The 13,001-nt window shown below is 71.2% G+C and carries 13 protein-coding genes; 10 read left to right on the top strand and 3 right to left on the bottom strand.

Annotated elements, in window-relative coordinates; all coding sequences use genetic code 11:
• Nucleotides 1-22: 22 nt before the first annotated feature.
• Nucleotides 23-904, bottom strand: coding sequence for a polysaccharide deacetylase family protein (locus DOE79_RS10835; RefSeq protein WP_220094213.1), 882 nt, complete (start codon nucleotides 902-904; stop codon nucleotides 23-25).
• 208 nt (nucleotides 905-1,112) lie between these two features.
• Here DOE79_RS10835 and DOE79_RS10830 point away from each other — a divergent pair, with 208 nt between their 5' ends.
• Complete coding sequence (locus tag DOE79_RS10830) at nucleotides 1,113-2,498, top strand: glycine--tRNA ligase (protein WP_120338493.1); 1,386 nt, start codon at nucleotides 1,113-1,115, stop codon at nucleotides 2,496-2,498.
• A 191-nt stretch (nucleotides 2,499-2,689) separates the two neighbouring features.
• Here DOE79_RS10830 and DOE79_RS10825 read toward each other — a convergent pair whose 3' ends face one another.
• Both DOE79_RS10825 and DOE79_RS10820 read right to left on the bottom strand, forming a co-directional pair.
• Nucleotides 2,690-3,739 carry an alcohol dehydrogenase catalytic domain-containing protein gene (locus DOE79_RS10825; RefSeq protein WP_120338492.1) on the bottom strand — a complete coding sequence of 350 codons (1,050 nt, stop codon included), beginning with the start codon at nucleotides 3,737-3,739 and terminating at the stop codon, nucleotides 2,690-2,692.
• Between the two features lies 1 nt (nucleotide 3,740).
• A complete protein-coding gene (locus DOE79_RS10820) occupies nucleotides 3,741-5,147 on the bottom strand; it encodes a glutamyl-tRNA reductase (protein ID WP_120338491.1) in 1,407 nt (468 codons plus the stop codon).
• Nucleotides 5,148-5,220: 73 nt separating this feature from the next.
• Here DOE79_RS10820 and hemE point away from each other — a divergent pair, with 73 nt between their 5' ends.
• The 9 genes from hemE (at nucleotide 5,221) to DOE79_RS10775 (ending at nucleotide 12,955) form a co-directional block, all read left to right on the top strand.
• Entirely contained in the window at nucleotides 5,221-6,366 is a 1,146-nt protein-coding gene (hemE, locus tag DOE79_RS10815; protein WP_120338490.1) for a uroporphyrinogen decarboxylase, read from the top strand.
• Nucleotides 6,367-6,426: 60 nt separating this feature from the next.
• The gene (locus DOE79_RS10810; RefSeq protein ID WP_245976895.1) at nucleotides 6,427-7,977 is read left to right on the top strand and encodes a protoporphyrinogen/coproporphyrinogen oxidase; all 1,551 of its coding nucleotides are present in this window, start codon (nucleotides 6,427-6,429) and stop codon (nucleotides 7,975-7,977) included.
• A gap of 90 nt (nucleotides 7,978-8,067) precedes the next feature.
• Nucleotides 8,068-8,463 carry a hypothetical protein gene (locus DOE79_RS10805; protein WP_120338488.1) on the top strand — a complete coding sequence of 132 codons (396 nt, stop codon included), beginning with the start codon at nucleotides 8,068-8,070 and terminating at the stop codon, nucleotides 8,461-8,463.
• A 30-nt stretch (nucleotides 8,464-8,493) separates the two neighbouring features.
• Nucleotides 8,494-8,913 carry a phage holin family protein gene (locus tag DOE79_RS10800; RefSeq protein ID WP_162942709.1) on the top strand — a complete coding sequence of 140 codons (420 nt, stop codon included), beginning with the start codon at nucleotides 8,494-8,496 and terminating at the stop codon, nucleotides 8,911-8,913.
• Nucleotides 8,900-9,214 carry a DUF3618 domain-containing protein gene (locus tag DOE79_RS10795; protein ID WP_084020510.1) on the top strand — a complete coding sequence of 105 codons (315 nt, stop codon included), beginning with the start codon at nucleotides 8,900-8,902 and terminating at the stop codon, nucleotides 9,212-9,214. Before DOE79_RS10800 ends, DOE79_RS10795 begins: the two co-directional genes overlap by 14 nt.
• Nucleotides 9,215-9,397: 183 nt before the next feature.
• Entirely contained in the window at nucleotides 9,398-10,129 is a 732-nt protein-coding gene (gene hemQ / locus DOE79_RS10790) for a hydrogen peroxide-dependent heme synthase (RefSeq protein ID WP_120338486.1), read from the top strand.
• The gene (locus DOE79_RS10785; RefSeq protein WP_120338485.1) at nucleotides 10,129-11,223 is read left to right on the top strand and encodes a ferrochelatase; all 1,095 of its coding nucleotides are present in this window, start codon (nucleotides 10,129-10,131) and stop codon (nucleotides 11,221-11,223) included. The genes hemQ and DOE79_RS10785 overlap by 1 nt, the downstream gene beginning before the upstream one ends.
• A gap of 38 nt (nucleotides 11,224-11,261) precedes the next feature.
• Nucleotides 11,262-12,173, top strand: coding sequence for a hydroxymethylbilane synthase (hemC, locus tag DOE79_RS10780; protein ID WP_245977320.1), 912 nt, complete (start codon nucleotides 11,262-11,264; stop codon nucleotides 12,171-12,173).
• A complete protein-coding gene (locus DOE79_RS10775; protein ID WP_120338483.1) occupies nucleotides 12,170-12,955 on the top strand; it encodes a uroporphyrinogen-III synthase in 786 nt (261 codons plus the stop codon). The genes hemC and DOE79_RS10775 overlap by 4 nt, the downstream gene beginning before the upstream one ends.
• The last annotated feature ends 46 nt before the right edge of the window (nucleotides 12,956-13,001 follow it).

The raw sequence follows: 13,001 nt of genomic DNA, 5'->3' as shown, positions 1-13,001 counted from the left end.
GCACCCGTCGACGACCCGCTTCCTACGGATGGGCCGCGCTGGTGAACACGTCGTTGAGGGTCACCGTGGTGAGCCCGCGGTCGTGCACGAGGGCCTGCAGCTGGGGGAAGACGTTGGTGACGGGCTCGAAGTTGAGGTGGCCGATCACGATGTGCTCTGGCAGGAACCAGGTGGTCGCGAAGTCGATCACCTGCTGTTCGGTTTCCAACCCGGAGTCCGAGAGCGAGCCGTACCAGGTGGTCGGCACCGTGTAGCCCAGGTCGGCGGCCAGCGCATCCACCCTGTTGTCGTGCGCGCCGTAGGGCGGGCGGAAATAGGGCCGGGCATCCGTGCCGAAGGTGTCGGTGATGAAGTCGTGGTTGCGGCCGAGTTCGCCGCTGACGTCGGCATCCGACAGCGTGGTGAGGTCGGGGTGCGACCAGGTGTGGTTGCCCAGCTGGATCTGCCCGGTGGCCACCAAGGGCCGCAGCAGCGCAGCGTTGTCGGTCCAGGCGTCGTAGTAGCCGGTCACGAAGAAGGTGAGGCGGATGCCCGTGTCGGCGGCGAACCGCACATACCGGGCGACCACCTCGCTGCTCGAGCCGTCGTCCACGGTCCAGGCCAACAGGCCGGCGTCGCCGGGCAGGTCGGACAGGGTGCCCGGCGGCACGGGAACCCGGGCCAGGTTCGGAGCCGGAAGCAGAGCCGGCACGGGCCCGGGCGCCACGGCGGGCACCGGCCGGGGGAGCGGTCTCGGCGGCGGGATAACCGCGGCCCGGGTGGCCACGGGAGGGGTCTCAGGGGTCAGGGCGGCGCATCCGGCCAGCGCCAGCGACAGGCCGAGGGACGCCAGCACGGTGCGGCGGGTCAGGCCGAGGTCGGGTAGGCCGCGACCTGGCGCGCCTCGCTCAGCGTCCTGCAGCACGCGGTCCTCCCCCCGGAGCCGGTCGATGGCGACGACGGAAGAGCGGGAAAATGCGCTGCGTCGGGCGAACGTCTCCGAATGTACGGGTGCGGTGCGCGGCTGGCAATGCCCGTGATCGGGGGTGGCGCCCGCCTCGCTAAAATGAATCCATCCGTATTCCGGGCCCTCGCCCGCATTTTGACCATCCTTTTGGACCATTGGAGCCACCGTGGCCGCACTTTCCCGTCTTGATTCCGTCATCGCCCTCGCCCGCCACCGTGGGTTCGTCTTCCAGGCCGGTGAGATCTACGGCGGTAGCCGGTCGGCCTGGGACTACGGGCCCCTCGGTGTGGAGCTCAAGGAGAACATCAAGAAGCAGTGGTGGCGCTTCATGGTCACGAGCCGCGACGACGTCGTGGGCCTGGACTCCTCCGTCATCCTGCCGCGCAAGGTCTGGGAGGCCTCCGGCCACGTCGAGGTCTTCTCCGACCCGCTGGTCGAGTGCACCAGCTGCCACAAGCGCTTCCGCGAGGACCACCTCGTCGAGGAGTTCGAGGAGAAGAAGGGCCGCGCCCCCGAGGGCGGCATCGACGGCATCGCCTGTCCCAACTGCGGCAATCGGCACACCTGGACCGAGCCGCGCGCCTTCTCCGGCCTGCTCAAGACCTTCCTCGGCCCGGTCGACGAAGAGGCCGGCATGGTGTACCTCCGCCCCGAGACCGCGCAGGGCATCTTCGTGAACTTCGCGAATGTGCTGCAGGCCGCTCGTATGAAGCCCCCGTTCGGCATCGGCCAGATCGGCAAGAGCTTCCGCAACGAGATCACCCCCGGGAACTTCATCTTCCGCACCCGTGAGTTCGAGCAGATGGAGATGGAATTCTTCGTCGAGCCCGGCACCGACGAGGAATGGCACCAGTACTGGATCGACCAGAGGATGGGTTGGTACACGGGCCTGGGCATCGACCCGGAGAACCTGCGCCTCTTCGAGCACGCCCAGGAGAAGCTCTCGCACTACTCCAAGCGCACCGTCGACATCGAGTACCGCTTCGGTTTCTCCGGCAGCGAGTTCGGCGAGCTCGAGGGTGTGGCCAACCGCACCGACTTCGACCTCAAGACGCACTCAGAGGCCAGCGGCAAGGACCTCTCCTACTTCGACCAGACGAAGAACGAGCGCTGGATCCCCTACGTGATCGAGCCCGCGGCCGGCCTCACCCGCTCGCTGATGGCGTTCCTGGTGGATGCCTACCACGAGGAAGAAGTGCCCAACGCGAAGGGCGGCGTCGACAAGCGCACCGTGCTCAAGCTCGACCCGCGCCTGGCCCCGATCAAGGCCGCGGTGCTGCCGCTCTCGCGCAACGAGGCCCTCTCGCCGATGGCCCGCTCGCTGGCCGCACGCCTGCGCGAGTCCTGGAACGTGGACTTCGACGACGCCGGCGCCATCGGCCGCCGGTACCGCCGCCAGGACGAGATCGGCACCCCGTACTGCATCACGGTGGACTTCGACTCGCTCGAGGACCAGGCCGTGACCGTGCGCGACCGCGACACCATGGCGCAGGAGCGCGTGCCCCTGGCCGAGCTCGACGCCTACCTGGCCGTGCGCCTGCGCGGAGCGTAACCGCCCCGCCGCATCCGCCCGCCGGAGGCCCGCGCAACGGCGCCTGACCCGCACTTCGAGTGGCGCGGGTCAGGCGCCGTTTCGCGTGTGGCGTGCCAGCGGCGCAGCGGCGTGGCGCCCGCGCACCTCGTAGCCGACCCGTGGCCGACCTCGTGGCGGAGCACAGGGCCGAGTACCCGCGGGGAGTGCGGCTAGGGCAGGGTGAGGTCGATCAGGGTGACGCCGGCCGCGGGCTCGGGCGCCGACATGGCGGCGAGGGCCGCCGGCGCGTCGGCGAGCGGGATGCGGTGGCTGATCAGGTCCTGCGGGCGCAGCCGGCCACTGGTCACCAGCGCCATCAGCTCGGGGTAGTCGCCGGCGGCCATGCCGTGGCTGCCGAGCACGGCGAGCTCCCCGCCGATCACCAGACCCAGTGGCACGCGCGGGTCCTCGGCGAGCAGGCCGATCTGCACGTGACGGCCGCGGGTGGCCAGGGAGCGGATGGCGATGCCCACCGTGTTCTCCCGGCCGAGCGCCTCCACCGACACCTGGGCGCCGTCGCCGCCGGCGAGCAGACGCACCCGGTCCACGACCGCGGCGTCGGTCATCCCGCTGGAGTTGACCGTGTAGGCGGCGCCGGCGCGGGCCGCGGCCGCGAGGGCGTCCACGCTGATGTCCACCGCGATCACCCGGGCCCCGAGGGCCGCGCCGATCATCACCGCGGACAGGCCCACTCCGCCGCAGCCGATCACCACGAGGGTCTCGCCGGCGAGCAGCGTGGCCTGGTGCACGAGCCCGCGGTAGGAGGTGGCGAACCGGCAGCCGAGCAGCGCCGCGGCACCGGCGTCGAGGTCGTCCGGCACGGCAATGAGGTTGACGTCGGCGTTGTGCAGCGCCACCTTCTCGGCGTAGGAACCCCAGTGGGTGAAACCGGGCTGGGTCTGGTTGCGGCAGACCTGGGCGTTGCCGGTGGCGCACTCCGGGCAGTCGCCGCAGGCGCAGACGAACGGCACGGTGACCCGCTGCCCCACGGCGAAGCGGGTGACGAGAGGCCCTGCGGCCGCGATCACGCCGACGAGCTCGTGCCCCGGGACGTGCGGCAGAGCGATGCCGTCGTCGTGGCCCAGCCAGCCGTGCCAGTCGCTGCGGCAGAGCCCGGTGGCCTCCACCCGCACCACGACGCCGGCGGAGCTGGGCTCCGGGTCGGGCACCTCGCGCAGTTCGGGCAGAGCACCGAACCGGTCGAACCAGACCGCGCGCACGCTAGGAGGCGGCGCTGGAGATGTCGGTGACGCCGGCCACGCCGGGGGCCGTCGGCAGGCCGGCGACACTGGCCTCCGGCAGGGTCACATCGATGCCGAAGAGAGCGTCGAGCCCGCCCAGAAACGCATCCTGCTCACCCGCGCGGGCGAGTTCGCGCGAACGCACCATGGGGGTGTGCAGCAGCACCCCGGCCAGGTGCCGCAGCGCCGACTCGGTCTGCTCGCTGCTGTCGCCGCGGGCGTGCGCGCGTTCGATCTCGGCGTCGAGGATGTCGAAGACGTAGGAGCGCAGCGCCACGACAGCGGGGGCCAGGCTCTGCTCCTCGGCCACGGCCGAGAACTTGCGGGCGGCGCGGTCGACCAGGCGGCGGGCCTCGCTGGTGGCGTTGAGTTCTTCGAGCGGCGCGTGGATGCGGATGGTCTCCAGGTCGAGCAGTTCGACGCCGTCCACCTCGCTCACGTCCGGGTCCACGTTGCGCGGCAGGCCGAGGTCGATGACCAGCTGACGCGTGGCCTCCACATCGGCGCCCACCGGGCAGGAGCGCAGCTGTGCGGCCGAGGGGGCAGCCTCGGCGGCGGCCTTCCGGGCGGCCACGAGGGCGCGGCCGGCGAGCAGGATGCCCGCATCGATGACGTGGTGCTCTACCGTGGTGCAGGTGAGGATCAGGTCGGCCAGCGCGGTCTCGGCGGCCAACGCGTCGGCATCCGTGGCCAGGGCCTGGATGTCGTGCGACGCGGCGAAGCGCTCGGCGCGGCCGGAGGGGGAGTAGACACGCACATCGGTGACGCCCAGGTCGCGGAGCGCGGCCAGCGAGGCGCCGGCGTAACGGCCCGTGCCCACCAGCAACACCCGGGTGCGCGCCCAGTCGGTGACGCGGCTCTCGGCCAGCTCGAGCGACAGACGCACGAGTGAACGCCCGGCGGCGCCGATGCCGGTGCGGTTCTTCACCCCGCGAGAGGTCTGCGAGGCACGCTGGAAGAGGCGCTCGAGCTCGGGGCTCGTGGTACCGGCCGCGCGGGCCTCTTCGAGGGCGCGGCGCACCTGGCCGGCGATCTCGCCTTCGCCCACCACCACGGACTCGAGTCCGCTGGTGACGGCGAAGAGGTGCTCGGCCACGCCGTTGCCGTGCACGAGGTCGAGGGTGTCGCGCAGCAGCGCGGCGCTCACACCGGTGCTCGCGCTCACGGCGTCGATCGCGGCATACACCGCGGGAAGGGGGGAGACGCCGAAGGGTTCGTCCAGGTCGAGGTAGGCCTCGAAGCGGTTGCAGGTGGCCACCACTACGGCGCCGCTGAGCGCGTCATGCCCGGTGAGCATTCCGCCCGCTGCCTCGTCCGCGCCGACAGAGAGCTTTTCGAGCACGTCGAAGCTGGAGTTCTTGTGGTTCGCGGACAGACAAATCAACACCGGTCAATTCTACGTTGTGTAGTGCGGCACCTCGAATCGTTCCCGGAGCGGATGTAGAGGAGAATCGAAGGTGATGAATCTCGACGCGACGCACCCACTCTCTTCCGGCCTCACCTCCGACTCCCGGCTCGTGCGGGCCTACCAGGGCACCCGTCCGGCCGTCACCCCGGTCTGGTTCATGCGCCAGGCCGGCCGTTCGCTGCCCGAATACCGCGAACTGCGGGTGGGCACCCGCATGCTCGACGCCTGCCTCGACCCGGAGATGGCCAGCGAGATCACCCTGCAGCCGGTGCGCCGGCACGGCGTGGACGCCGGCATCCTCTTCAGCGACATCGTCGTGCCGCTCAAGCTCGTGGGCGTCGAGGTCGAGATCGTCGCAGGCAAGGGCCCGGTGCTCGCCCAGGCGGTGCGCACCGCGGCGGATGTCGAACGCCTCACCGCGCTCGACCCGGCCGTGCTCGACACGGCGCTGGCCCCCATCAGCCAGGCCGTCGCCCGCACGGTGGCGGAGCTCGGCTCCACCCCGCTGATCGGCTTCGCCGGCGCGCCGTTCACCCTGGCCGCCTACATCGTCGAGGGCGGCCCGTCCAAGGACCACATCCACGCGCGCACGCTCATGCACTCCGACCCCGACGCCTGGGCCGCCCTGATGGCCTGGACCGCCGACGTCACCGGCCGGTTCCTGCGCGCCCAGGTGCTCGCGGGAGCCAGCGCCGCCCAGCTGTTCGACTCCTGGGCCGGCGCGCTCTCGCTCGACGACTACACGCGCTTCGTCGCCCCCGCCTCCACCGCCGCGATCGCCCACGTCCGCGACCTCACCTTCGTGGAGAACGTCGGCGACCTGGCCGCGGACCCCGAGTCGGTGCGCCGCAACGTGCCTGTCGTGCACTTCGGTGTCGGCACCGGCGAGCTGCTCAAGGCCATGCACGGCATCGGAGCCGACGTCGTCGGCGTGGACTACCGGGTGCCGCTCGACGAGGCCAGCCGGCGCCTGGGCGGTGTGGTTCCCGTGCAGGGCAACCTCGACCCAGCCCTGCTCAACGCCCCCTGGCCGGTTCTCGAAGCACATGTGCTCGACGTGCTCGAACGCGGCCGCACGGCGCCCAGCCACGTGCTCAACCTCGGCCACGGTGTGCCGCCGGAGACCGACCCTGATGTGCTCACCCGGGTCGTCAAGTTCGTGCACGAGACCAGCTCCACCTCCTCACTCGCGCTCTAGCGCTCAGCTCTCACACGCACAGTGCCGGCGGCGGGGATGCAGCGGGCGGAAAGCAAGGACATGTTGGACGTCATCGTCATCGGCGGAGGTGTCGCCGGCCTGGTGGCCGCCCGCGAGTGTGCCCACCTCGGGCTGAACGTGCTCGTCCTGGAGGCCGCGGACGTCGTCGGCGGCGCCGTGGCGGGCCACGAGGTCGCCGGTCTTCCGCTCGACGCTGGGGCCGAGAGCTTCGCCGTGCGCGGCAACACCGTGGCCGCGTTCGTGGCCAACCTCGGCCTCACCGACCAGATCATCGAACCGAACCCGGCCGGCGCTTGGCTGCACCTGCCGCCCCTCCGCCCCGGCGGGGCGCCGGTGTCGGTACCGCTGCCGCGCGCCGGGGTGCTCGGCATCCCCGGGTCGCCGCTGGCCGACGACGTGCGCCGCGCGATCGGTTGGTCCGGTGCCTTGCGCGCCTACGCCGACCGGCTGATGCCGGTGCTCAAGATCGGCCGCGAGCACAGCCTCGGCGAGCTCGTGCAGAAGCGCATGGGTAGCAAGGTGCTCGACCGCCTGGTCAACCCGGTCGCCGGCGGGGTCTACGCCACCGACGCCGTCGACCTCGAGGTCGACGTGGTCGCCCCCGGGCTCAACCGCACCCTCACCACGGCCGGGTCGCTCTCCGGTGCCGTCACGGCCATGCGCATCGCCGCGCCGGCCGGTTCGGCCGTGCGCGGGCTCCGCGGCGGCATGCACCGTCTGGTCGACACCCTCGTCGAGGACCTCGAGCGGTTCGACGTCGAGATCCGCACCGGCGCCGCCGTGGCCTCGTTCCGCCCTGTCGACACCCCGACCGTCGCCGAGGACGGTACCGACACGACGGTGCGCAGCTGGCTCGTCGAATGCGCCGCGGACGCCCCGGCCGCCGACGCCGCCTCCGACACCCCGCCGGACGCCGTGTCGGATGCCGTGCCCGACGCCGCCCCCGCCCCGGCCGAGCCGGTCACGCTCGAGGCCCGCCACGTGATCCTGGCCGTTCCCGCGGCATCCGCCCTGGCCCTGCTCGCCCCGCTCGGCGCCGAGTACGCCGCTCTCGCCGCGCTCGACTGGCCGGCCCCGGCCGCTGTTGAGCTGGCGACCCTGGTGCTCGACGCACCAGCCCTGGACGCGCAGCCGCGCGGCACCGGCGTTCTTGTCGCGGTCGGCACCCCCGGTGTCACGGCCAAGGCGCTCACCCACATCACCGCCAAATGGGCCTGGATCGACGCCCTCACCCCGCCAGGCCGGCACGTGGTGCGACTCTCCTACGGGCGCGCGGGTGCGCCGGTGCCCACCCTCGACCTCTCGGACGATGAGTTCATGGGCCTCGCCGTGCGCGACGCCGCCGCCATCCTCGGCGTCGACCTCGCACCGGAGCAGGTACGCGGATTCGCCCGCACCCTGTGGAGCGACGGGCTCTCGCCGGCCACCATCGGCGCGCCGGAGCGCATCCGCCAGGTGCGCGACGTGGTCGAGGGTACGCGGGGCCTGGACGTCACCGGCGGCTGGCTGTCCGGCACCGGTCTGGCGTCGGTGATCCCCGACGCCCTCGCCGCGGGTATCCGCGCCCGGCGGGCAGTGCTAGACCTCTGATCAGGGGCTGTTCGCCCCGCGGTGCACATGTTCCTCTCTCGATCGGGGGGTTACGCTGGGAATACATGAACGTAAAGGAATGGAGTCACAATGCGGGGAAAACTTCTTTTCATCACGGGTGGGCTCGTCGGCTACGTGCTGGGCGCCCGCGCCGGTCGTAAGCGCTACGACCAGATCGCCTCTGCCGCGTCCGACCTGTGGCACCGTCCGCCGGTGCAGCGCCGCGTGAACGAGGTGCGCGACTTCGCCCTCGAGCGCGTCGGCGACGTGCCCGGCGTGTTGTTCGAGGCCGGCAAGAAGGTCGTCTCAGCCGTGCAGAACAAGACCGACAAGGGCCAGGATGCCGCCGAAGGCACGGCTGGCAGCGCCACCGCCGCCACCAAGGCCGCGGCCTCCGCCACGAAGTCGGCCAAGGCGGCAGCGAGCTCGGCCACCTCAGCGGCAGCGTCCGCGAAGGACGCTGCGACCGAGCCGACCGCCGAGTAATCTCACGACGACAGTCCAGGAAGGATGCCAGTGAGTAACAGCGGGTATAACCCCAAGAGCAAGCAGTCCCTGTTCACGCTCCTCAGCGAGCTCCCGGGCCAGATCACCGCCCTGGTCAAGGCTGAGATCGACGCCTTCAAGGCCGACATCTCCGGCAAGGCGAAGAACGTGGGCATCGGCCTGGGCCTGTTCATCGGCGCGGCCGTCTTCGCGTTCCTCGCGGTCATCGTGTTCATCGCGCTGGCCGTCATCGCCCTCGACCTGGTGCTGCCGCTCTGGCTGGCCGCGCTCATCGTGGCGGTCGCCCTGCTCCTGATCGCGGTGATCCTGGCCCTGATCGGGCTCAACCGGGTCAAGAAGGGCACCAGCCACGACCCGGAGGGCGTGACGGCGAGCATCCAGAAGGACGTCGACGCATTCAAGGGAGTTGGCCAGTATGACCACCGATAACACCGCGCCCCGGTCCGGCTCCGCTAAGGCCGTCGAAGCCAAGCCCGAGCACCACAGCACGGGAGAGTTGCGAGCCGAAGCGGCCCGTGCCCGGGCCGAACTGGCCGGCACCCTGGACGCCATCGAGTACAAGCTCAACGTGCCCAAGCAGATCAAGATCAACACCCGGCGGTTCACGCTGGGTCTGCACCGCCTCGGCGACGAGAACCCGACCGCACTGGCGGGCATCGCCCTCGGCGCCGCCGCCGTGGTGGGAACCGCGGTCTGGTGGGGCGTCAAGACGGTCCTCGACCGCCGCTAACGGCAACTGTCCCGGGACGCGTCCCGGCTTGAACGGAGGGTGCTCAGGCTTCGGCCGGCACCCTCCTGTGCTGTGCCCTGGCATCCTGAGAATGCTGCCGGGCCGGGCCTACTTTTGGCTCTCCGAGCAAAGCGGTGGAGACTAGTAGACATGACTCACCCGGCTGCCGGAGAGGCAGTAGACATGACCGTGCCCACACCCGATTCCCACACCTCGTCAGAGGCTGAACCCACCGAGGCTTCCCCCTCCGGATTCACCCTCTTCACAGTGCTGCGCAGGGACCCGGCCAACCCCGACGACCTCGACGGCCGGGACGTACCGCGTTTCGTCGACGAACTCGACGGCATCATCGCCCTCGTCGAAGCCGAAGGCGTGACCGTGCGCGGGTTCTACGACGTCTCCGGCCTCCGCGCCGACGCCGACGTGATGATCTGGACCCACGCCGACGAGGCCCAGACCCTGCAGTGGGCCAACCGGGAACTCCGCCGCAGCCGCCTGCTCAAGAGCCTGCTGCCGACCTGGAACGCCATGGGCGTGCACCGCGACGCCGAGTTCAACAAGAGCCACGTGCCCGGTTTCCTGCGCGGCATCGACCCGAAGGCCTGGCTCACCGTGTACCCGTTCGTGCGCAGCTACGAGTGGTACCTGCTGCCAGAGGCCGAGCGCGGCAAGATGCTCGCCGACCACGGTCGCAAGGGCGCCGCGTTCCGCGGGGCCATCGCCAACACCGTCTCCTCGTTCGCCCTCGGCGACTACGAGTGGCTCCTGCCGATCGAGTCCGACGAGCTCACCGAGCTCGTCGACCTGATGCGCGAGCTCCGCGCCACCGAGGCCCGCCGCCACGTGCGTGAAGAGGTTCCCTTCTACACAGGTCGTCGCATCACTACCGCCGAACTCGTGGAGGTGCTGCAGTAATGACGAGGTACGACGCCATCCTCCTCGCCGGTTTCGGCGGACCGGAGGGCCAGGACGACGTGATCCCGTTCCTGCGCAACGTCACGCGCGGCCGCGGCATCCCCGAGGAACGCCTCGAAGAGGTCGCAGTGCACTACCGGCACTTCGGCGGCATCAGCCCGATCAACCAGCAGAACCGCGTGCTGCGCGCAGCGCTGCAGGCCGAATTGGACCGCCGCGGCATCGACCTGCCCGTGATCTGGGGCAACCGCAACTGGGCGCCCTACCTGCCCGACACCATTGCCGAGGCGCACGCCGCCGGCCAGGACCGCCTGCTCGCCATCGCGACCAGCGCCTACAGCTCCTACTCCGGCTGCCGCCAGTACCGCGAGGACTTCGCCCAGGCGCTGGACACAACCGGGCTCACCGGCACCGTTCAGATCGACAAGATCCGCCAGTTCTTCGACCACCCCGGCTTCGTCACCCCATTCATCACCGGCGTGCGTCAGGGCCTGGCCGACATCGAGGCTCAGATCCCCGGCATCGACCTCGCCACAGAGGTCGAGGTGCTGTTCTCCACCCACTCGATCCCGTCGACGGATGCCGCCAAGAGCGGACCGGCCGAACGCGGCTTCGGCCCCGACGGCGCCTATGCCGCCCAGCACCTGGCCGTGGCCGATGTGGTCATGCAGGGCCTCACCAGCCCGTGGCAGCTGGTGTACCAGTCCCGCAGCGGACCCCCCAGCATGCCGTGGCTCGAGCCCGACATCAACGACGCGATCGCGCTGCTGCCGGCGCGCGGCATCCGTGCCGTCGTCATCGTGCCGCTCGGATTCGTCAGCGATCACATGGAGGTCATGTGGGACCTCGACAACGAGGCCACCGAAACGGCCAAGGAACACGGCCTGTTCTCGGTGCGCGTGCCCACGCCCGGCGCCGACCCCGTCTACGTGTCCGGCCTGATCGACCTCGTCGAGGAGCGGCTGAACGACGTGCCTCCCGCCGACCGGCCCGCCCTGACCAACCTCGGCCCTTGGTACGACGTGTGCCGGCCGGGCTGTTGCGAGAACGTGCGCCTCGGCTTCAAGCCGGCGGTCGCTGGTATGGCACCGTGAGCGTCATCCGCGTCGGAACCCGCGGCAGTGCCTTGGCGATGGCGCAGACCACCGCCGTGGCCAACCGCATCCAGGCGGTGACCAACGGCGAGGTGGAGATCATCCCGATCACCACGCACGGGGACGTGTCCCGGGAGTCGCTGTCCAGCCTTGGCGGCACGGGCGTTTTCGCCAGCGCCCTGCGCGAGGCGTTGTTGAACGACGAGTGCGACGTTGTCGTGCACTCCTTCAAGGACCTGCCCACCGAGCCGTACGCCGGCCTCACCATCGGGGCGACGCCCAAGCGCGCCGACGCCCGCGACGTGCTGTGCGCCCGCGCCGGGTTCACCCTGGCCACCCTGCCGGAGGGTGCCCGCGTGGGCACCGGTTCCCCGCGCCGGGCCGCGCAGCTGCGGGAGCTGCGCCCCGACCTCGAGGTCGTCGACATCCGCGGCAACGTGGACACCCGGCTCGCGCTCGTCGCCGACGAGAAGCTGCACGCCGTGGTGCTCGCCGCGGCGGGCCTGGGCCGTCTCGGCCTGCTCGATAACATGGCCACCGAGTACCTCGAACTCTCCGACTGGCCCACCGCGCCCGGACAGGGCGCCCTGGCGATCGAGGTGCGCGACGGCAAGCCCGAGCGTCTGCTCGCCAAGGCCCTCGCCGTGCTCAACCACGCCACCACGCAGGCCACCGTCACGGCCGAGCGCCAGGTGCTCGCCCGCCTCGAGGCCGGATGCGCCGCCCCGATCGGCGCCACCGCCGTGCTCGACGACGGCCTGCTCTTCCTCACCGCCACCGTGTACAGCCCCGACGGCACCCGCCGCATCACGGCGTCGCACGCCGCGACGCCCGAGTCGCACGCCGTTGCCGACCTGCAGGAGGCTGCCCTCAACGTGGCCGACCGTGCGGCCCGTGAGCTCCTGGCCGGCGGCGCCGCCGAATTCGCCCCCCTGACGGTGACCTCGTGAGCGGCACCCGGCACAACCCCGACAAGCCCCTGGCCGGCTGGCGCGTCCTCGTGCCGCGCGGTGGGCCCTGGGGCGACCAGGTCGCCGCCAACCTGCGTTCCCGCGGCGCCCTCCCCGTCGTGGCGCCGATGATCAACTTCGCGCCCACCGACGACGCGCCGGCTCTCGAGACCGCGCTCGCCAAGCTCGCTGCCGGTGAGTTCGACTGGATGACCGTCACCAGCGCCACCACCGTCGACGTGCTCTCGTCGCACAGGGCCGTCGTGGCGCCCGGCACCCGCATCGCCGCGGTGGGGGAGACCACCGCCGCCGCGCTCGTGGCCGCCGGCTACCACGTCGACATCGTGCCGTCGGAGGACAACTCGGCCAAGGGCCTGCTCGAGGACTGGGAGGCCGCCACCCACGGCGTCATCCCGCTGCGCGTGCTCACCCTGCGCTCCGAGATCGCCAAGCCGCTGCTCACCGAGGGCCTGCGCCGTATCGGCCACGAGGTCGAATCGGTCGTGGCCTACCGCACCGTGGGCGTGCCGGTTTCCGACCGGGTCGTCGCCGACGTCAAGGCCGGCCGGGTGCACGCCGTGCTGGTCACCAGCGGCAGCGTCGCCCAGCAGGTGCAGGAGCAGCTCGGCCCCATTCCCGAGACCACCCTGATCGCCTGCATCGGCCCGCGCACGGCCAAGGACGCGGCGGCCATCGGCCTGCGGGTCGACGTGGTCGCCGACGAGCGCAGCGCCGAGTCCCTCATCGAGGCCCTCGTGCGCCTCGCCCCCCGCGACCTCTAACCGTCCGTCCCACCCGGGAGCCTGCCGGAAAAGAGGTGCACAATCA

Source organism: Cryobacterium soli (genome assembly GCF_003611035.1).
Lineage (GTDB): Bacteria > Actinomycetota > Actinomycetes > Actinomycetales > Microbacteriaceae > Cryobacterium > Cryobacterium soli.
Note: the sequence above shows the minus strand (reverse complement) of the source record. Positions and strands in the feature narration are given on the sequence as shown.